21 protein-coding genes are annotated in these 20,871 nt (G+C 35.5%); 19 read left to right on the forward strand and 2 right to left on the reverse strand.

Features of this window, described 5'->3' with window-relative positions:
* Positions 1 to 196: 196 nt before the first annotated feature.
* From KHA87_RS05065 to KHA87_RS05130, 14 genes are all read left to right on the forward strand, one after another.
* Positions 197 to 541 (forward strand): DUF485 domain-containing protein, encoded by a 345-nt coding sequence (locus KHA87_RS05065; protein WP_213093010.1) that lies wholly within the window; start codon positions 197 to 199, stop codon positions 539 to 541.
* The gene (locus tag KHA87_RS05070; protein ID WP_213093011.1) at positions 538 to 2,076 is read left to right on the forward strand and encodes a solute symporter family protein; all 1,539 of its coding nucleotides are present in this window, start codon (positions 538 to 540) and stop codon (positions 2,074 to 2,076) included. The genes KHA87_RS05065 and KHA87_RS05070 overlap by 4 nt, the downstream gene beginning before the upstream one ends.
* Before the next feature lie 294 nt (positions 2,077 to 2,370).
* Positions 2,371 to 3,546 carry an ABC transporter substrate-binding protein gene (locus KHA87_RS05075; RefSeq protein ID WP_213093012.1) on the forward strand — a complete coding sequence of 392 codons (1,176 nt, stop codon included), beginning with the start codon at positions 2,371 to 2,373 and terminating at the stop codon, positions 3,544 to 3,546.
* Between the two features lie 106 nt (positions 3,547 to 3,652).
* On the forward strand, positions 3,653 to 4,531 hold the full coding sequence (locus KHA87_RS05080; RefSeq protein ID WP_213093013.1) for a branched-chain amino acid ABC transporter permease: 879 nt from the start codon (positions 3,653 to 3,655) through the stop codon (positions 4,529 to 4,531).
* Positions 4,532 to 4,547: 16 nt separating this feature from the next.
* Positions 4,548 to 5,525: a branched-chain amino acid ABC transporter permease gene (locus tag KHA87_RS05085; protein ID WP_213093014.1), complete on the forward strand. Its 978-nt coding sequence runs from the start codon at positions 4,548 to 4,550 to the stop codon at positions 5,523 to 5,525.
* A complete protein-coding gene (locus tag KHA87_RS05090; RefSeq protein WP_481748335.1) occupies positions 5,494 to 6,273 on the forward strand; it encodes an ABC transporter ATP-binding protein in 780 nt (259 codons plus the stop codon). Before KHA87_RS05085 ends, KHA87_RS05090 begins: the two co-directional genes overlap by 32 nt.
* Entirely contained in the window at positions 6,273 to 6,980 is a 708-nt protein-coding gene (locus tag KHA87_RS05095) for an ABC transporter ATP-binding protein (RefSeq protein WP_213093016.1), read from the forward strand. The genes KHA87_RS05090 and KHA87_RS05095 overlap by 1 nt, the downstream gene beginning before the upstream one ends.
* A 409-nt stretch (positions 6,981 to 7,389) precedes the next feature.
* Positions 7,390 to 7,977: a TerD family protein gene (locus tag KHA87_RS05100; protein ID WP_213093017.1), complete on the forward strand. Its 588-nt coding sequence runs from the start codon at positions 7,390 to 7,392 to the stop codon at positions 7,975 to 7,977.
* Positions 7,978 to 8,025: 48 nt separating this feature from the next.
* A complete protein-coding gene (locus KHA87_RS05105; protein WP_213093018.1) occupies positions 8,026 to 8,607 on the forward strand; it encodes a TerD family protein in 582 nt (193 codons plus the stop codon).
* Positions 8,608 to 8,634: 27 nt separating this feature from the next.
* Positions 8,635 to 9,213, forward strand: a complete 579-nt coding sequence (locus KHA87_RS05110; RefSeq protein WP_213093019.1) for a TerD family protein — start codon at positions 8,635 to 8,637, stop codon at positions 9,211 to 9,213.
* A gap of 51 nt (positions 9,214 to 9,264) precedes the next feature.
* On the forward strand, positions 9,265 to 9,999 hold the full coding sequence (locus KHA87_RS05115; RefSeq protein WP_213093020.1) for a DUF475 domain-containing protein: 735 nt from the start codon (positions 9,265 to 9,267) through the stop codon (positions 9,997 to 9,999).
* 100 nt (positions 10,000 to 10,099) lie between these two features.
* Complete coding sequence (locus tag KHA87_RS05120) at positions 10,100 to 11,290, forward strand: HpcH/HpaI aldolase/citrate lyase family protein (protein ID WP_213093021.1); 1,191 nt, start codon at positions 10,100 to 10,102, stop codon at positions 11,288 to 11,290.
* On the forward strand, positions 11,235 to 12,602 hold the full coding sequence (locus KHA87_RS05125) for a phosphoribosyltransferase family protein (RefSeq protein ID WP_213093022.1): 1,368 nt from the start codon (positions 11,235 to 11,237) through the stop codon (positions 12,600 to 12,602). The genes KHA87_RS05120 and KHA87_RS05125 overlap by 56 nt, the downstream gene beginning before the upstream one ends.
* 15 nt (positions 12,603 to 12,617) lie before the next feature.
* The gene (locus tag KHA87_RS05130) at positions 12,618 to 13,712 is read left to right on the forward strand and encodes a cysteine protease StiP family protein (protein ID WP_481748350.1); all 1,095 of its coding nucleotides are present in this window, start codon (positions 12,618 to 12,620) and stop codon (positions 13,710 to 13,712) included.
* 8 nt (positions 13,713 to 13,720) lie between these two features.
* Here the strand turns inward: KHA87_RS05130 and KHA87_RS05135 are convergent, their stop codons facing one another.
* Positions 13,721 to 13,957, reverse strand: a complete 237-nt coding sequence (locus KHA87_RS05135) for a hypothetical protein (protein ID WP_213093024.1) — start codon at positions 13,955 to 13,957, stop codon at positions 13,721 to 13,723.
* 134 nt (positions 13,958 to 14,091) lie between these two features.
* On the opposite strand from KHA87_RS05135, the gene KHA87_RS05140 reads away from it, so the two are divergent.
* Positions 14,092 to 15,702 carry a YceG family protein gene (locus tag KHA87_RS05140; protein ID WP_213093025.1) on the forward strand — a complete coding sequence of 537 codons (1,611 nt, stop codon included), beginning with the start codon at positions 14,092 to 14,094 and terminating at the stop codon, positions 15,700 to 15,702.
* 17 nt (positions 15,703 to 15,719) lie between these two features.
* Positions 15,720 to 16,829: a toxic anion resistance protein gene (locus tag KHA87_RS05145; RefSeq protein ID WP_213093026.1), complete on the forward strand. Its 1,110-nt coding sequence runs from the start codon at positions 15,720 to 15,722 to the stop codon at positions 16,827 to 16,829.
* Positions 16,830 to 17,051: 222 nt separating this feature from the next.
* Here KHA87_RS05145 and KHA87_RS05150 read toward each other — a convergent pair whose 3' ends face one another.
* On the reverse strand, positions 17,052 to 18,014 hold the full coding sequence (locus KHA87_RS05150) for an FUSC family protein (RefSeq protein WP_213093027.1): 963 nt from the start codon (positions 18,012 to 18,014) through the stop codon (positions 17,052 to 17,054).
* A 223-nt stretch (positions 18,015 to 18,237) separates the two neighbouring features.
* On the opposite strand from KHA87_RS05150, the gene pssA reads away from it, so the two are divergent.
* The 3 genes from pssA to KHA87_RS05165 all read left to right on the forward strand — a co-directional run bounded on the left by pssA (position 18,238) and on the right by KHA87_RS05165 (position 20,849).
* Positions 18,238 to 18,729, forward strand: a complete 492-nt coding sequence (pssA, locus tag KHA87_RS05155; RefSeq protein ID WP_213093028.1) for a CDP-diacylglycerol--serine O-phosphatidyltransferase — start codon at positions 18,238 to 18,240, stop codon at positions 18,727 to 18,729.
* A 99-nt stretch (positions 18,730 to 18,828) separates the two neighbouring features.
* Positions 18,829 to 19,782, forward strand: coding sequence for a 2-hydroxyacid dehydrogenase family protein (locus KHA87_RS05160; protein ID WP_213093029.1), 954 nt, complete (start codon positions 18,829 to 18,831; stop codon positions 19,780 to 19,782).
* Positions 19,783 to 19,895: 113 nt separating this feature from the next.
* On the forward strand, positions 19,896 to 20,849 hold the full coding sequence (locus KHA87_RS05165) for a hypothetical protein (RefSeq protein WP_213093030.1): 954 nt from the start codon (positions 19,896 to 19,898) through the stop codon (positions 20,847 to 20,849).
* The last annotated feature ends 22 nt before the right edge of the window (positions 20,850 to 20,871 follow it).

Consider the following 20,871-nt stretch of genomic DNA (forward strand, 5'->3'; position numbering starts at 1 on the left):
CTCCTAGAGTAGTTGGTCATCGGTAATTTACAAGAACATTCTTTATCATTTAAATGTTCCCATTCTTTAACTATACATTAAATTTTCTCGAAACTGAAAATACAATATATTTTTAATATTAAAATAATATTGACAACCATCCAGTTTCATCCTTACTATTAAATAGTAAGAAAAATTTTGAAAAGGAGTGGGGTAATTGGAAATTAAAAAAAAGCTACATGATCCAAAACATATTGATTTTGAATCGATTGCTGAATCAAAAAAGTTTAAGGAATTAATATCTACTAAGAAAAAATTCATCATCTCTTGTACTATCTTCTTTCTAGTATTCTACTTCGCATTACCTGTTCTTACCTCTTACAGCAAAATTCTAAACACAAAAGCAATAGGTGAAATCAGTTGGGCATGGATATTCGCCTTACTGCAATTTATTATGACTTGGGTTTTATGTACGATATATGTCAAAAAAGCAGCTTCCTTTGACAAGCTTGCTGAGGAAGTAATCTCTGAAAATATTTCTGAAGGAGAAGTTGGGGCATGAATGGAAGCGTCATTTCTTTATTTCTAATAATTGTTGCTCTTACGTTAGTTATTACTTATTATGCAGCGAAAAAAACGAGAACCGCTAACGAATTTTACACAGCGGGCGGTGGTTTAAACGGCTGGCAAAACGGTTTGGCCATTGCTGGAGACTATTTATCCGCGGCTTCCTTTTTAGGTATTGCGGGAATGATTGCCTTAAATGGATTTGACGGATTTTTCTATAGTATCGGGTTCCTAATAGCTTATCTAGTTGTATTATTTATAGTGGCTGAGCCAATGCGAAATCTTGGAAAGTATACGCTTGCAGATATGATTAATTCAAGATTTGATGCAAAAAAAGTCCGGGCTGTAGCTGCATTGAGTACAATTACGATCGTCATTTTTTATATGATTGCACAATTAGTTGGTGCCGGTGCTCTTATTCAATTATTATTTAAGATTGATTATTCGGTAGCTGTCCTCATTGTGGGAGTCATGATGACGATTTACGTTTTATTTGGTGGAATGACCGCAACCAGCTGGGTACAAATTGTAAAAGCTGTTTTACTAATGGTTGGAACCATCGTAATTTCTATCCTTGTTTTAAGTAAATTTAATTTTAATATTGTAAATATGTTTCATCAAATGAAAACGATTACACCACTTGGCTCCGATTATTTAAATCCGGGTGTGAAGTATAAAATGCCTTTGGATACCCTTTCATTAATGCTTGCCCTAGTATTGGGTACTGCTGGTTTGCCACATATTTTAATGCGATTCTTTACGGTAAGAAATGCAAAAACAGCAAGAAGTTCAGTAGTTACCGCTACATGGGTAATAGGTATTTTTTATGTGTTAACCATTTTCTTAGGATTTGGTGCCGCAGCATTTGTCGGCTTTGACAAAATTAAAGAAGCAAATGCAGCAGGAAATATGGCTGCACCATTACTTGCAGGAGCCCTTGGCGGAAACTTTCTAATGTCCTTCGTATCCGCGGTAGCATTTGCAACGATTCTAGCGGTAGTGGCAGGGCTTGTTTTATCTGGTGCATCTGCATTTGCGCATGATATCTATGGTCAAATTATCAAGAAAGGTAAAATATCCGAAAAGGAACAAATGAAAGCAGCAAGATATGCTTCTGTAGGAGTAGCAGTTCTTTCTATTATTCTTGCTTTATTTGCGCAAAAAATGAATGTTGCCTTTCTAGTATCACTTGCATTCTGTGTGGCGGCTAGTGCAAATCTTCCTATTATTATCTTTACAATCTATTGGAAGAAGTTCAACACGGCTGGTGCAATCACCGGTATGCTTGCAGGCTTATTATCTTCCCTAATTCTTGTTGCTATAAGCCCCAATGTATTCTCGCCTGAGGCAGGTGCGGCTATCTTTAAGGGTGAACCGCTTATTACACTAACAAATCCAGCGATCATTTCCGTACCGCTTGGATTCATAGGAGCATATCTTGGAACAGTAATTTCAAGAAAACAGGATGCAAAAAGGTTTGCAGAAGTGTCTGTGAAAGCTAATACAGGCTACCACGAAAAAGAAATATAAGAAGAAAAAGGTAATGCCAGTGAATAAATTGGCATTACTTTTTTATGTATTTTTTCCATATAAATAGTAAATTCACATAAAAATGGGATAAAACACTCTCTTTTAACAAGTGATTTTATTATATAATTTAGTATTTTCAAAAACTATTTTTCTAAATATATAGACGGAAGCTAAATAATTTTGTACAATGTTTTCAGAATATTAGTTTTTATAGGAATAATCTCAATTAAACAAACTTAATGAGGATTATTCAGAAGTAAGAAGTAAAAAAATACAAAAAAGCGGGGGCAGAACATGAAAAACAAAAAATTCGCAGGAATCATGATGTCTTTATTGCTATCAACAGGAGTTATTGCCGGATGCGGATCTTCTTCAACTGGCGGTTCTGGTAAAGACAGCAATACAATTGTCATTGGAGAAAACCTTGAATTATCAGGTGGCGTTGCTTCTTATGGCTCATCGGGTGATAAAGGTATCGCACTTGCACTTGAGGAAATTAACAAAAAAGGCATAAACGGTAAGAAGCTGAAAGTTGTAAAGGTGGATAATAAGTCTGATGCACAAGAAGCAACAAGTGCAGCGATTAAATTAATCAGTCAAGATAAAGTTTCAGCTATTATTGGTGCAGCAACGAGCGGGAATACACTAGCACAGGTGAAAATTGTCGATGATAAGAAAGTTCCCCTTATTACAACATCTGGGACAAACGAAACGATTACATATGATAAGGGTAAACTAAATGAATTTGTATTTAGAACTTGTTTCATCGATCCATTCCAAGGGATTGTATCTGCTAATTTCGCAAGCACAAATTTAAAGGTTACAAAGGCAGCTGTCTTTATTGACAGTTCCAGTGACTATGCGAAAGGCCTTGCAAGTAACTTCAAAAATACCTTTACTCAAAATGGTGGAAGTGTTGTAAGCGAAGAAGCGTATTTAGCAAAAGATACTGATTTTAGAGCTCAGCTTACACGTATTAAAGCAAAAAATCCAGAAGTAATCTTTGTTCCAGGTTATTATGAAGAAGTTGGGCTTATTGTTAAGCAAGCACGTGATTTAGGAATTAAGGTTCCTATTATGGGAGGAGATGGCTGGGATTCTCCGAAACTAGTGAAAATTGCCGGCGCCGAAGCACTTAACAATACTTTCATTACAAACCATTATTCTTCTGGAAACACAGAAGACCAAAAAGTACAAGATTTCGTAAAAGCATTTAAGGCAAAATATGGCCAAGAACCTGATGGATTTAATGCACTTGGATATGATGCACTTTATTTAATTGCAGATGCAATCAAACGTGCCGGAAGTGGAGATCCAGTTAAAATTCAAAAGGCACTCGCTGAAACAAAGGATTTACAGCTAGTTACAGGAACATTTACATTTGATGAAAAACATAATCCGGTAAAATCTGCCGTTATTTTAGAATATGTTGACGGAAAACAACAATTTAAAGCGAAAGTTAATCCTTAAGAATAACAATTGAATAGGGGGACTTGTCCCCCTATTCTCATTTTAAAAAATACTGTGTTCTTTACCCTTTAAAAGTGGAAATTGATATACAAGGAGAACTGCCATTATGGAATTTATACAACAATTAGTGAACGGTATATCTCTCGGAAGTATATATGCCCTTATTGCACTCGGTTATACAATGGTTTATGGAATTGTTAAATTAATCAATTTTGCACACGGCGACGTATTCATGGTCGGGTCATTTATTGGCTTTTATTCCATTACTTTTTTACATTTAGGATTTTTTCCGGCTTTATTATTGTCCATGCTCGTCTGTGCTATTTTCGGAATGCTGATAGAGCGCATTGCCTATAAACCATTACGTAATGCTACTAGGATTGCTGCTTTAATTACTGCGATTGGTGTTTCTTTATTAATAGAATATGGAATGATTTATATACGCGGACCGCAGCCTGATGCATATCCGGTTAATGTACTTTCTAATAAAACATTTGACATCTATGGGGTTAGTATAAGCAGCCAATCAATATTAATTTTAGTTACTTCCATTGTACTAATGATTCTTCTTCAATTTATTGTTCATAAAACAAAAACGGGAAAGGCCATGCGTGCTGTCTCCCATGACGCAGAAGCTGCGAAATTAATGGGGATTAATGTAGATCGAACCATTTCTTCTACATTCGCCATTGGATCAGCGTTAGCTGGTGCAGCAGGTGTTATTTTCGGAGTATATTATATTAAAATTGAGCCTTTAATGGGGATGATTCCTGGTATTAAGGCATTTGTTGCAGCGGTGCTTGGAGGAATCGGTATAATCCCTGGGGCAATGGTTGGCGGTATATTGCTTGGAGTGATTGAAGCAATTGTCAGTGCACTTGGATTATCCCTTTGGCGAGATGGTGTAGCTTTCGTCGTCCTAATTCTAATTTTAATTTTCCGACCATCAGGGCTTTTTGGTAAAAACGTCAAGGAAAAAGTATAGAAAGGAGACGAATTATATGCAAAAGATAAAGCAGTATAAAAATTTTTACATGTATTTAATAGCCGCAATTATCGTATTTGCCGTAGTTCAGTTTTTGATTACAGGACAAATCATCAATGATTTTTATATTAATACTCTATTTGTTATAGTAATCAACATTATACTAGCAGTCAGTCTCCATTTAATCATAGGGATCACAGGTCAATTTTCGATTGGGCATGCTGGATTTCTTTCTGTAGGTGCTTATTCGGCTGCAATCATAACGATGAAATTACAGTTACCTTTTCCATTGGCATTATTGGTTGGGGGGATTGTCGCAGCGATTGCAGGGCTAATCATCGGTATTCCGAGCCTTCGTTTAAAAGGAGATTACTTAGCAATTGCCACGCTGGGCTTTGGAGAAATTGTCCGGATAACTTTGCTGAATATAGATTATGTCGGTGGTGCCAGCGGTATGCTGGTGGATAATTTAACTACTTGGCCATGGGCTTTTGTGTGTATGGCTATAACTATTATAGTTATACTGAATTTTACGAATTCTACTCATGGAAGGGCATGCATATCTATTCGTGAAAATGAGATAGCTGCTGATGCTATGGGGATTAATACCACTTATTACAAGGTATTAGCATTTGTTATTGGTGCTTTTTTTGCCGGTATTGCCGGAGGATTATATGCTCATAATTTTTACATCATTTCACCCGGATCTTTTGGGTTTATGAAATCCTTTGATATTTTAATTATTGTAGTATTAGGGGGATTAGGCAGTCTATCTGGATCCGTAATTGCGGCTATCTTGCTAAGTATTGTATCCACTATCTTGCAGGATTATCCGGAAACAAGAATGATCATATATTCTCTTGTACTTATTTTAATGATGCTTTTCCGCCCGCAAGGATTATTAGGTACAAAAGAGATTACTTCTTTCTTCAAAAAAGATAAGTCAGCGAATGGGGGGAAGCATGATGGAAAACAATCTGTTATTAAAGGTTGAGAATGCTGGAATTCAATTTGGAGGCTTAAAGGCGGTTTCTAATACAAATGTTGAAATCAACAAAGGGGAGTTAATCGGACTGATTGGTCCAAATGGTGCAGGCAAAACGACATTTTTCAACCTTTTAACAGGTGTTTATGTACCCACTGAGGGAAATATTTATCTTGATGGAGATCGGCTGAATGGATTGGCACCATATCAAATAACGCGCAGAGGCATCAGCCGTACCTTTCAAAATATCCGTTTGTTCAATGAGCTATCAGTTCTTGATAATGTTAAGGTAGCTTATCATACAAATTCTAAGCATGGCATATTTAGCTCTATTTTTAGACTTCCAACCTATTTTTCTGGTGAAAAAGAAATGGAAGAAAAAGCGATTGAATTTTTGAAGATTTTTCATCTTGAAGAATATTTACATGAGAAGGCAAAAAATTTACCATATGGGCAGCAAAGAAGATTAGAGATAGCTCGTGCCCTTGCTACCCAGCCTAAGCTTTTATTATTGGATGAGCCTGCTGCGGGAATGAATCCTCAAGAAACAGAGGAATTAATGAATCTGATCAGCTTCATCCGCGAAAAGTTTTCCCTAACTGTATTACTTATTGAACATGATATGCAGCTTGTTATGGGAGTTTGTGAAAGGATATATGTACTGGACCATGGCCAGCTAATTGCGCAGGGAACTCCGTCTGAAATAAGAAATAATCCTAAGGTTATTGAAGCATATCTAGGTGAGGAGGTCTCTTGATGCTAAAAATAGAAAATATCGATGTGTTTTACGGGAATATTCATGCATTAAAAGGTGTTTCACTTGAGGTAAATCAAGGGGAAATTGTTACATTAATTGGTGCAAATGGCGCAGGAAAAAGCACTCTCTTAAAAACCATTTCAGGATTGCTCAAGCCTAAAAATGGAGGAATACACTATGAAGGAAAATCCATTTCAGGCAAGCAAGCTCAAACTATCGTAAAGCAAGGCATCTCTCATGTGCCTGAGGGAAGAAGAATTTTCGCCAATATGAGTGTGTTGGAAAATTTGGAACTCGGTGCTTTTTTAAGAAAGGATAAAGCTGGAATACAACAAGATCTTGATAAAGTTTTTCAGTTATTCCCACGCTTGCTAGAACGAAAAAAACAATCGGCAGGAACATTATCAGGTGGGGAGCAACAGATGCTTGCAATGGGGCGCGCTTTAATGGCAAAGCCGAGGCTACTGTTGTTAGACGAGCCTTCTATGGGATTGGCACCTTTACTGGTAAAAACTATATTTCGCATTATTGAAGAGATTAATCAAACCGGAACAACGATTTTATTAGTAGAACAAAATGCTAATATGGCACTTTCAATAGCAAATCGAGCATATGTGATTGAAACAGGTCGTGTCGTACTTTCTGGCACTGCGGAAGAGTTAAATGCGAGCGATCAAGTGAAAAGTGCATATTTAGGCGGACATTAATATAAAAATCCAAAATGGCTACCAAGCTGTTTTGGATTTTTATTATGCTGTTTTCTTATAAAATATTTGTTTCTAGTATATTGTACTATAACCAATTATAGTCAGAGCTCGGGGTATTTTCTCTTAAAATAGTTATTCATATATTGCAAAAAAATAAGGAGTTCCTAAGAATTTCCTCTGAAAAATCAACAAAGTGTAAGAAATGAGCTTTTATTCAGCATAGAAGAGACAATTTCCAAATAAAAGATGAAACTATTTTCTTTTAGAAATCGTAAAATAATTAACAGAACAGACAATTTTTCCACCACAGTACATAGGAAGATGATGGTTTTGTGTTGGAAATTGTCTAGGAATAAAGTAAAATATTAATATAATTTGTCGAATACATACATTGAAGGAGTGAGTTTTGATGGCAATTTCATTAGCAAAAGGTCAGAAAATAGATTTAACAAAAGGAAATGCAGGTCTTAGTTCTCTATTAATTGGTCTTGGATGGGATCCAGTGAAAAAAAGAGGATTTTTTGGTATGAAATCACCAAATATTGATTGTGATGCATCTGTTATAATGTTAAATGAGGCCGGAAAATTAGAAAGCAAGCATGATGTTGTATATTTCGGAAACTTAACAAGCGGGTGTGGAAGTGTTCGCCATACTGGTGACAATCTAACTGGTGATGGTGATGGCGATGATGAACAAGTTCTAATAGATTTACATAAAATTCCTGATAGAATTCATTCCTTGCAATTTGTAGTTAATATTTATCAAGCAATGCAAAGAAGGCAAGATTTTGGCATGATTGAAAATGCTTTTATTCGTATAGTTGATAATAAAACTAATACAGAACTGGCACATTTTAACTTAACCGAAAATTATAGTGGGTTTACAGCATTAATTCCTGGTGAAATATATCGTCACAATGGAGAATGGAAATTTAACGCTATTGGGCAAGGCACAAAGGATGGCTCAATAGGAGAAATTGCGAACAAACTCGTTTAATATCTTAACCTGATTTCCAAAGTAGTGAAAGAGAAAGGATGAATTATAATGGCAATTAGCTTATCAAAAGGACAAAAGGTAGATTTAACAAAGTCAAATCCTGGACTTCAAAACATTGTTGTAGGATTAGGATGGGATGTAAATAAGTACGATGGTGGAGCAGATTTCGACCTTGATTCTTCTGTATTTTTATTAAACACGGAAGGTAAATGTGCTTCAGAAAATGATTTTGTATTCTTCAATAATTTAAAAGGTGGAAATGGATCTGTTATTCACAATGGAGATAACCGTACAGGACAGGGCGACGGCGATGATGAATCCATTTCTGTTAATTTAGCTCAGGTACCAAGCAATATCGAAAAAATTGCATTTACGATTACAATTCATGAGGCAGAAGCGCGGAACCAAAATTTTGGACAAGTTTCCAATTCATTTGTAAGAATCGTGAATGAAGCAAATGGTGAAGAATTAATTCGTTATGATTTAGGTGAAGATTTTTCTATTGAAACAGCAGTTGTTGTCGGTGAATTATATCGTCATAATGGGGAATGGAAATTTAATGCAATTGGTAGCGGCTATCAAGGCGGATTGGCTGCATTAGTTAGGGACTTTGGTTTAGACGTTCAATAAAAAATATAATTCTATGAGGTGATTATTATGGGAATCGTACTTAGCAAAGGACAAAGAATTGATTTAACAAAAACGAATCCCGGACTTACCAAAGCTATCATTGGACTAGGTTGGGATACAAATAAGTATACTGGCGGTCATGATTTTGACTTGGATGCCTCTGCGTTTTTGGCAGATGCCAATGGAAAAGTAATAAATGATTTAGATTTTGTTTTCTATAATAATTTAATGAGTCCTGATGGAGCTGTAGAACATACAGGAGACAATCGTACTGGAGAAGGAGATGGAGATGACGAGCAAATAATTATTCATTTTTCCAAGCTTTCTCCCCATGTTGAAAAAATAGGGATTACGGTAACTATTCATGATGCAGAAGCACGAAATCAAAATTTCGGACAGGTTTCCAACGCTTTTGTAAGGGTAGTTAACCCTGAAGATAATCAAGAAATTCTCCGTTTTGATTTAGGAGAGGATTTTTCCGTTGAAACAGCAGTAGTTGTTTGTGAGCTATATAAGCATCAGGGAGAATGGAAATTCAATGCGATCGGAAGCGGTTTTTCTGGTGGCTTAGCTGCCTTATGCCGTAACTATGGTCTTTCAGTGTGATGTTTTTTTAATAATAAATAAGGGATTTACTTCGGAGGAGTAGTAAAATTAATGGCACAGTTTTTTCATGATTTATTTCACAATTATGGGCAATTCTTTTCAGTAGATGCAGTGACATCCGTATTGACGAATCCTGCAAGCTGGGGAGTTATTTTCAGTTTAATTATTCTAGAAGGACTTTTATCAGCGGATAATGCCCTTGTCCTTGCCGTAATGGTAAAACATTTACCTAAAAAGCAACAAAAGAAAGCACTCTTCTATGGAATTCTTGGTGCTTATCTTTTCCGTTTCCTTGCAATCGGCCTAGGTGTATTTCTAATCAAAATTACGTGGGTAAAAGTGGTTGGAGGCTTGTACTTATTATGGTTGGCCTTGAAAAATCTCCTCAAAAAGCAGGAAGAGGACGATGGAGTTGAAAACAAAGGCTATGGCTTCTGGAAAACCGTTCTATTAGTCGAATTAATGGATATTACATTCAGTATTGATAGTGTAATTGCTGCTTTCGGCTTATCCAACAAAGTATGGGTGCTATTTTTGGGAGGAATTCTTGGAGTTCTAATGATGCGTGGAGTAGCACAATTATTCCTAAAATTAATTGAGAAATTTCCAGAATTCGAAACTACTGCGTTCGTATTAATTGCTATTATTGGTATTAAAATGATTGCAGCTGCATTTGGATTTGATGTAGGTGAGATTGTCTTCTTCAGCATTCTAGTTGTTATTTTCTTGGCAACATTTGTTGTTCATGCCGTTCGAAAAAAACCAACAAATGGTGAGAGCAAGTAAACATTATATTAGATATTAAAGATAGAATCGATAGGGATAAAAGAAATTTTATCCCTTTTTATTACCTTTTAGGATATTAGTAGAATAGGAGACTTTGGTAATGAGACATTTTCAATTCCTATCGGATGACCAGTACAACTCCATATTTCAAGTCTCGCCTGGTACTTGGTCGGCAGCATCACCAAAGGAAATATTGGCTTATGCACTTGGCGGTACACTTTATATGCCTGGCACTAGAACTCAAATATCTAATGATATCCTAAGCGGTAAATTTTTAAACGGAAAATACGCTGGTCTTACCTCAATGGTGATTTGTTTAGAAGATTCTATTAGTGATCATGAAGTTATAAAGGCTGAGATGAATTGTGTTATACAATTACAAAGGATTTACCAATCCATATGCAGTCAGGAATTTTTAGAAAGCAATCTTCCGCTTATTTTCATAAGGGTAAGAAATCCTTTCCAAATTCAAAAGATTATCGATGACCTTGGATCTGCCTCAACTTTATTAAGCGGTTTTGTTCTGCCAAAGTTTAATGCTACGAATGGCAAAGAATTTCTAGAACAAATTTATAGGGTAAATAAGGCTTATAACCTAAGCCTGTATGCTTTACCAATATTAGAAACACAAGAAGTAATCTATAAAGAAACTCGAATGGAAGCATTACTCTCTATTAAGAATCTACTCGACCAATATTATGAATTTATTTTAAATATTCGTATTGGTGCTACTGATTTTTCGGGTCTTTTTGGAATTAGAAGGGATAGTAATACAACCATATATGACACTGTAGTTATACGTGATTGCATTTCTGATATTTTAAATGTTTTCGGAAGGGGAGATCGGGAGTATATAATTTCTGGTGCTGTTTGGGAGCATTTCCACACTGGAATACCTTTAGGAGAATCCAATTTATTTCAAAGTGATAAAAAGATAGAGTTCCCAACCATTCTAAATAATCAAATAAATAAGGCGTTCATTCAAGAGCTATATTTAGATAAAATGAATGGAATTATAGGGAAAACAATCATTCATCCGTCACATATACAGTTTGTACAGGCATTCCATGTTGTTACACATGAAGAATACATGGATGCACTGTCCATTATAGAAAATGCCGATACGAACAATGGCGTCATTCCAAGTACGTTTCATAACAAGATGAATGAAGTGAAGCCCCATTATCGTTGGGCTAACAAAATCATATTAAAATCAAAAGTATATGGGGTGCTTCATGAGCAGCAAAGCTTTATCCATCTCCTCGGACTTCATGACCGAGTACATATATAAAATACAAAATAAAGTAAAGATTAAAGTAAAAATAACAGAAAATGATTATCAAATTCCTCCGCAGTATATATTTGATATGGCTGCAAGAATAAATAAGAAACGTGCGTTTTTATTTGTTAGTAGGGTGCTTGGAAAACATCTTCCGGTTCATCCATCAACACCATTACTTGCCAGTGCCTTGTTAGCCAGCAAATATATGAAGGAAGTTTTACATATTCAGGATGATCAGCTCGAGATGAAACTTCATGCGTTTATGGAATCCATAATAAAAAATACCGATGCACTTGATTGGAAGACTTTCCATCTTAAGAATAAAACTATTTTTATAGGATTTGCAGAAACGGCTACTGCCCTAGGTCATGCTGTATTTGAAAATTTTCAAAATGCCTTTTACTTTCACACTACAAGAGAAAGACTGGATAATAAATCTTCCGTCATTCATTTTGAAGAGGAGCATTCCCATGCATCTTCCCATTATTGTTATGTCGATCACAACCATTTAGATAATTCATATCCCATTGTTTTTATTGACGATGAGCTTACAACCGGCAAGACAGTCTTAAATATTATTCAATCTATTCATAACAGGTTTCCACGGAAAAGCTACACAGTCCTAACCCTGCTGGATTGGAGAAATGAAAACTATATACAGCAATTCCGTCAAATGGAAAGGGAATTAGGAATAGCAATTGAGGTAGTATCACTATTTAGTGGTAGGATAGATTATCATGAAGCAGATAATATTTTGGATGAACAACTGACTTTATACCAATCGAATAATCCATTAGGAAGAATAGTGTATATTGATTTAGCTTCGATTCCAAACCAAACATCGCCATATTATCATCATCTTTCATCCGGATCCAATTATTTATGGCAAACGGGAAGGTTTGGAATAGATAGCGCGGAGAGAAATAAGTGTGAACGATTTATTCGAAAGGTAGCACAACAGTTATTACCATTTCGGCAAGGTGGAAAGACACTATGTATTGGTGATGGGGAACTGATGTATATACCAATGAAAATAGCAGCACAAATGGGTAATGAAGTTTTTTTTCAATCGACAACAAGGAGTCCAATTTTTTCCTGCAATGACAAGGATTATTTGATACAAAGTAAATACACATTTCCTAGTCCTGCAGATAGAATGATTCAAAATTATTTATATCAAATAGAGCCCAATATGTATCATGAGGCTTTTGTCTTTTTTGAAAGGGAGTATGAGGAAGATGCGGTCGCACCTCTGCTAAATCAATTGGTACAACTAATTCCATCTGTTTTTGTAGTTACTTTAAGTACTAAGAGAGGATGATAGTATCCTATGATAATGGTTCATACTAATCCTTTTGGAAGCTACTCTAATGATGATGTAATTTTTCTACTTAAGGATATAAGCAATGAAATCTATGAGACTTCTATAATGGACAAGGAGGAACTTATTCAATCCGGTAAGCATTATTCAGAAATGCTACCGCTAGAATTGGAACCAACTGTTGAATATAAATCTTTATTTTTTAAAGCATTAAAATTAAATAAAAACAAGATTGCGAAGACAGTTCAAATTATTGCGGAACACATTTTCAGCCAAGAAGGAAAGAAGACACTTTTAGTTTCGTTAGCACGTGCGGGTACACCAATCGGAATATTAGTGAAAAGGTATATATATTTGAAATATCACGTGTCCCTACCTCACTATAGTATTTCGATTATTAGAGGACGTGGTTTGGACGAAAATGCAATCCGATTTTTAAGACAGAATTATCCTGATTATCAATTCCAATTTATTGATGGCTGGACCGGAAAGGGTGCCATTAAACGTGAATTAGATTCCTCTATTCACAGAATTAATCAAGCTGATGGTTCAAATATTTCTAATTCACTTGCAGTGTTATCCGATCCTGGTTATTGTGCGAATATCTACGGCACACGAGAGGACTTTCTTGTTCCTAATGCATGCTTAAATGCAACGGTTTCCGGTTTAATCAGTCGTACTGTATTAAATGATGAATTAATATCAGAAAGTGATTTTCATGGTGCAAAATTTTACAAAAGTTTTAAGGAACAAGATGTTTCGAACTTATTCATTGATGAAATTTCTCAGCAATTTCCATTTATTTTAGAAAATGATGAAGATGTATTTCAGATGTCCATTGAAACGGAATTGAGTTGGAAAGGTTTAAAGGAAGTACAGCTCATAAAGGAGAAATTTGAAATCAATGATATAAACTTAATTAAACCTGGAGTAGGAGAAACGACAAGAGTTTTATTAAGAAGAGTACCTTGGAAAATACTTGTTCGCAATAGAATGGATGAAAATATCATTCATATTATGCATCTAGCGAATGAGAAGAAGATACCTATTGAAGAATTTCCAGAGATGTCCTACTCCTGTTGTGGAATAATAAAACCGCTTAAGATATAGGGATTGATTTATTTCCTTACTTTAAAGCATTTGGTAATCCAATAAAGAAAAATGACAAGAAGGAGAAATGGGATAAATACAAATAAGAAGTTAGGCTTTGGACTAATTAGTGTTTCTGTAATAAAGGAAAATAATAATGCAAATCCAATAAACTCAAAAAATAATACGATTCTAAACTGAAACATCTCATTTACCAAGTCTTTCGTTTCTTCCGTGATTTTCTCGTTGATTTTGTATTTAAACATTTCCATAGACCTCCATATTAGTCTATATTCTTATTAGTATGCAATAAAATGAAAAGTATTATACATCCATGATTTTGTAAATAAATTCGTATTTATATTTTAACTAGGATATTTTTGAAAGGAATGGAACCGCTGTGAATATTCAACCGATTATGGCTGACCTCGATCAACAGGATTGGCAGCGATTATTAGCGGCACCTTTATCCCAAAGAGGTCAATATAGTAATGAAGATGATCAATTACAATATGTACAGGTATCTGGGAAATTTTTGGGTACTCCTATGGACGAGGATGAATATCTTGAATTTCTTTATACATTTATCCACGATTCACCGTTTCCAATTCATCACTTAGATAAAGAATTAGACAAAACGATATCCAATGATGTTTTCCAAGCAATCCAAAAAATCATGAACATTCACCATGATGAAAAAGGGCTATCAATAAACAGATTTGTCGCTTTTATGGAAGGGGAGCGACTACTTCCGTTAAAGGAAAAAGGAGAATGGTATAGACATTATAGGTCTAGCTATATTCAGCTGCTGCAGGTATTTCAAAAGAATCATCCCGATTTATTGCATCCTGATTTTCGCAGAATTATAGTGGACACGGTTAAATGGTCTTGGAATCACATCTCTCTTTGGTTAGAAGATATGGATTTACGGGAGGAAGTCCCGAGAGTGCTATGGTATGGGGATGCAAGTAAAAGTCAAAGTTATTTTCTATATTTTTTGTTTTTGCTAGGCTTTGATGTTTTGCTGTTTCACCCGGAAGGAAAGGATATTTTGACAGAGTTTAAAGATGATTCCATTCCTGTTTTTACATACCCGACGACAAAAATACTAATGCCTTTTCCAGAAGAGAAACCTGTTCGAAAATCAACGGTTGCGAAAAAGGCATCGGAAGAAATGGAAAAAGTACTTCATTCTGATAATTCTTTATTGTATAGACCGTGGCAATTTCGTTCGTATAAGCCGCAATCCATTACATTAAAGACTACCTATGATGAGATTTTTTTAATAATGAGAGAAAAAGCTTTTATTCGTCCAAGCTTTGAAGTCAAAAAGGATACAGTCTATATTCCAAGTATTTTCGCAAAAATATTTGGCGTATCAACGAATCAAAAGGAATATTGGAGCAGAATTCATGAATTGACAGATTATGAGTTAACGAGTATATATACCCGTTTTCCTATTACAAAGCCCGTTAAGGGGAATCAGCTATACCATTATCAAAATGCTTTGACCGATGGAAAGCTGGATCCTATGAAAATGGTGAAAGGAAACTGGTGGCGATACAGGCAAATGCCGGAAGGGTTGCAGCTTGGAATTGCCTCTGCGATTTCAAGATATGTTGATAAAGCATCCCTCACGAAATTGGAGCATGAAACAGAGGAACAACTAAGATTGTATATGTTTGCTGCTGTAATGGAGCTACCTGAATCGATAACGAAATTACTTCAGCAATATGACTATTCCCAAACTGTTCCAAGGCTCGTTATCTATAATAATGGCAATAGCGGAGATTTATCTAGAAGCGATGCAGCCTTGCTTTTATTATTAAATGAACTAGGCATTGATATTGTTTTATATAATCCGACAGGACAAAATGATATCGAGCTTTTTATAGACTCGAATCTGTTTGATGCCCATTGGTTAGAGGAAATTAGTTTTGAAGAGGATTTTGAGAAACACCGAAATAAGCCAGGAACTATCATTAAAAAATTTATCCATAAATTATTTTAGAAAAAGGGGAAATGACGATGTCAGTTAATGTGAATGAATTACAAACACTCAATCTTGAAAAAAAAGAAGAAGTCCTACAGAATGCGAATGATTTAAAGCTTCAGCTTCGTAATGATAACGAAGTTGTACAATTGGCACAAAGCATTGATACAAAAGATCAGCTTGCCCTGCTTGAATTTGGTAAGGAACCGGCAAATGAAATATCTGCATTTTCTGGACGTGTTCTTAATTCGATAAAATCCAACAGTATGGAAGAATCAAGTGCCTTATTAAAGCAGTTAGGCAAAATTATGGACAAGTTTGACAGTAAGGATTTTGTGGAGGATAAGGGTCTATTCTCCAAAATGTTCGGTAAAGGGAAGAAATTCATCGAAAAAATCATGGCCAAGTATCAAACAATGGGCAGTGAAATTGATAAAGTTTATGTGGAAATCAAAAAATATGAAACAGAAATGAAAAATTCCACTATAACATTAGAACAATTATACGAGCAGAACTTTAATTATTATTTAGAACTGGAAAAATACATTGTTGCGGCAGAATTGAAAATTGAGAATATCAAAAATAATGTCCTTCCACAATTAGAAAACCGTGTGGCAAACATGGATCAACTAGCACAAATGGAGCTCGATACTGTTCGTAATGCATTAGAACTATTAGAACAGCGTGCTTATGACTTGGAAATGGCAAAGCAGGTTGCCTTTCAATCAGCACCGCAAATCAGACTTTTACAAAGAGGAAATACGAAGCTTATCGGGAAAATTAATTCCGCTTTTGTCACTACCATACCAATTTTCAAAACAAGCTTAATCAATGCTATTGCAGCGAAGCGCCAAAAATTAGTAGCGGATTCCATGAGCGAGCTCGATCGTAGAACGAATGAAATGCTGATTAGAAATGCTCAAAACGTTTCTGCCCAGTCAGCAGAGATTGCCCGTTTGGCAGGAAGCTCCAGTATTAAAATTGAAACAATTGAAGAAACATGGTCCATTATTATGAAGGGATTAGAGGAAACGCGTGCCATCGAGGAGGAAAATGTCCGTAACCGTGAAGATGGAAAACGAAGACTTCAAGAGTTGCAAAACAGCTATGAACAATTTAAAAATAAAGTGGTCTCTTCTAAATAGTCCAATAAAAGCTTAAGGATGCAGTTCCTTAAGCTTTTTATAATATTCTCTTGTCTCTTCGAATAAAAAATACTTGGTATAGAACGCAAACAAGACCTAATAATCCTAAACCAAGCAGTATATCAGATAGGATGTTAGAATACTTGTTTATGATGGAAGCGAGAAATATACAAATAATAGATACTATTGTGATTATCCATTTCATTTTGTCTTAGTCTCCTATTAGAATGATTCCAAGTTAGTCAAGAATCGATTTACTTCGATGGTTAGTAGGTCATGGTAAGTAAAATTACTCTTTCCGTTTAAAGAAATCTTTTCCATTGGTTGAAAGCTTATTAAACAATCTGCTAATTTGCGAAAACAATCTGCCCAATATTCCCTTTCTTGACTAGTTAATGGCTGAGAGGAGTTCCAAAGTTGGATGGTATCATAGAAAGACTCTAAAATATAAAATTCCTTTCTTAATATGGAAAACTTTCTGCTGCCCTCCAATAATATTTTTTTGCTTTTCTTTGAATACGGATGATAACGTAGGCTGTTTTCCGCTTTATTTATTTGTTGGGCCGTGTCTTGAAAGCATTTCATAACATTTTGGTTCATGTCCTCTTTAAAAAAATTTTGATTGGATGCTCCGTTCTCTATCCATACCGCAAGGCTCTCTAGCTTTGTAATAAGCTGAGCTTTTAATTGATTTATTGAATCCATTGCAGAGGTAGTAAAATTAGGCGGCACAATATATGCATGAATTAATAAAGTCACTATGATGCCAATGGCCGTATCGATTAATCGAGATAGCCCGTATCCGTGCAAATGAGGCGCAAATACAAGAATGAGAAGCGTCGAAAGAGCTATTTGATGAATGGAAGTCATATTTGCCCCAAACATAAGTGCTACTCCCGCACAAATAAGCAAAACAATGGCAATGGTCCACCCTTTTAAAGGTAACTCCGCTGACAATAATATTGTAACGATAATACCAAATACAGTACCAATCATTCTTGATATTCCAAAATGGATGGATTTATTTATAGTCGCCTGAAGGCAAATGATAACGGAGATAGCTGATAAATATGGATACCTTGAACCGGCCCAAACGGAAATTTGCCAAGCAATTCCGGAGCCCAGAGCCATTTTAAAAATGAAGATGAATTTTTCGCTTAAAAAAAAAGAACTTTTCTGTTTCAAAAGTATAGACCACCTTAGAAAATATATAACTTCTTTTATATTGTTGCTGAATTAGTGGGAATTTATTTAGATAAATACGATAATCCTGTTGAATGAAAGCTTCTTCAATCCTAAAGAAATTACATGGGAGAAAACCCCATTGCGAAAAGAGTAAATGAATACATTCTTGATTTTCATACAACAATAGGAGGGAAGGCTTAAATATTCGAAAGGTGGAACTGTTTTGCTGCAACTAATAACAAGATCACTTCCAAATTTATTTACGATCGGTAATTTAATATGCGGTGTTAGTGCAATTACGTTAAATATGGAAGGGCTCACTAGCGAAGCCGCTCTAGTTATTTTTTTGGCAGCGTTTTTAGATTTATTTGATGGAAGGATTGCCAGAAAGTTAAAGGTCAACAGTGAATTCGGAGTAGAGCTAGATTCATTAGCAGATGTAGTAAGCTTTGGGGTTGCACCAGCTTTAATCTTCCATACCATTACACCACATACCATTTTTTCGCAACTGGCCTTTATTCTGTTTCCAACGTTGGGAGCCTTGAGACTTGCACGATTTAGCGCTAAGCCAACAGTTGGACATTTTATTGGAATTCCTATTACTTTAGCTGGTCTAATTATTGCAGGTATGGAGGTATTTCTTTATACAAATACATGGATTACCATAGCTCTTGCCATCCTTATGGTAAGCCCGATTAAGGTAAAAAAGTTTTAAATAAGTCTAATTCATTGCCTGGATTTGATGAAAGCGCTATGATAAGGGTAAAAAACCGCAGATTTTTTTGCGGTTTTTTAATGAGAGTAGGGTGAAAAAATGGGAAAAATATTCATATCAGGGAAAATACCCCAAATCGGGTATGACTTATTAAAAGAGCATGAGGTTGAAATTTATCGCGGAGAAGAACTCATTTCAGAAGCAGAATTAGGAGAGAAAATTGCTGATGTGGATGCATTGCTTTGTCCATTATCAACTCCTGTTACTAGAAATGTCTTGGAAACAGCAAGGAATCTGAAAATCGTTGCCAACTTTGGGGCAGGCTTTAACAATATTGATGTCCAATATGCGAAGGAAAACAATATTTTTGTTACCAATACACCGGGTGTTTCAACAGAAGCTACTGCTGAATTGACTTTGGGAATTATTTTAGCTTTAACACGAAGAATTCCAGAAGGTGATCAGCTTTGTAGGACAAAAGGATTCTCTGGCTGGGCACCATTGTTCTTTTTAGGTAAAGAGTTGACACATAAGACTTTAGGAATCATTGGTCTAGGTAACATTGGACAAGCTGTTGCAAAAAGAGCAAAGGCTTTTGGAATGCAAATTATCTATACAGGTCCTAGACGAAAGGATAAAGCGATAGAAGATGCTTACGGTGCTTCATTTGTTACATTAGATGAGCTTTTACACCAATCCGATATTGTTTCTATACATAGCCCTTATAATCCCTCAACACACCATCTTATTACTGAAAGCCAATTAACTAAGATGAAGAAAGAAGCTTTTCTAGTAAATGTTGCGAGGGGTGCAGTCGTCAATGAAAGTGATCTTGTTAAAGCTCTGCAAAATGGAACGATTGCAGGTGCAGCTTTAGATGTTTTTGAATTTGAACCGTCCATTACGGAAGAATTAAAGCAAATGCAAAATGTTGTACTTACCCCACATATCGGTAATGCAACAATCGAAGCCAGAAATGCAATGGCTGAATTAGCAGCGAAAAATATATTAGAAGTTTTAAATGGCAATGAACCAGTAACGTCAGTATTTTAATTGGATGGGATATTTTTTTATAAAAGCCCGATGAAGGACGTTTTTAGAATAAAAAGAGCAGAAATGTCCTTCATAAGCGGAATGAAAGACATTTTAAGAGAAAAAGGGGAGAAATGTCCTTCATAAGCGGGATGAAAGACATTTTAAGAGAAAAAAGGGGAGAAATGTCCTTCATAAGCTGGATGAAAGACATTTTGAGAGAAATAAAGTCCAAAATGTCTTTCATAAGCGGGATGAAAGACATTTGGAGAGAAAAAAGAGCCAAAATGTCCTTCATAAGCGGGATGAAAGACATTTGGAGAGAAAAAAGAGCCAAAATGTCCTTCATAAGCGGGATGAAAGACATTTGGAGAGAAAAAAGGACAAAAATGTCCTTCATAAACGGAATGAAAGACATTTTGAGAGAAAAAAAGGCCAAAATGTCTTTCATAAGCGGGATGAAAGACATTTTGAGAGAAAAAAGAGCCAAAATGTCCTTCATAAGCGGGATGAAAGACATTTTGAGAGAAAAAAGGACAAAAATGTCCTTCATAAGCGGGATGAAAGACATTTTTAGAAAAAAAAGGGCTAAAATGTCCTTCACAAGCGGAATGAAAGACATTTTGAGAGAAAAAAGGGCCAAAATGTCCTTCATAAGCGGAATGAAAGACATTTTGAGAGAAAAAAGGACAAAAATGTCCTTCATAAGCGGGATGAAAGACATTTTGAGAGAAAAAAGGGCCAAAATGTCCTTCATAAGCGGAATGAATGACATTTTTAGAAAAAAAAGAGCCAAAATGTCCTTCATAAGCGGGATGAAAGACATTTTGAGAGAAAAAAGGACCAAAATGTCCTTCATAAGCGGAATGAAAGACATTTTGAGAGAAAAAAAGGCCAAAATGTCCTTCATAAGCGGGATGAAAGACATTTTGAGAGAAAAAAGGGCCAAAATGTCCTTCATAAGCGGAATGAAAGACATTTTGAGAGAAAAAAGGACCAAAATGTCCTTCATAAGCGGGATGAAAGACATTTTGAGAGAAAAAAGAGCCAAAATGTCCTTCATAAGCGGGATGAAAGACATTTTGTAAGAAAAAAGGGGAGAAATGTCCT

This window comes from Bacillus sp. FJAT-49736 (assembly GCF_018343615.1).
In the GTDB taxonomy this organism is placed as follows: Bacteria; Bacillota; Bacilli; order Bacillales; family Bacillaceae_C; genus Margalitia.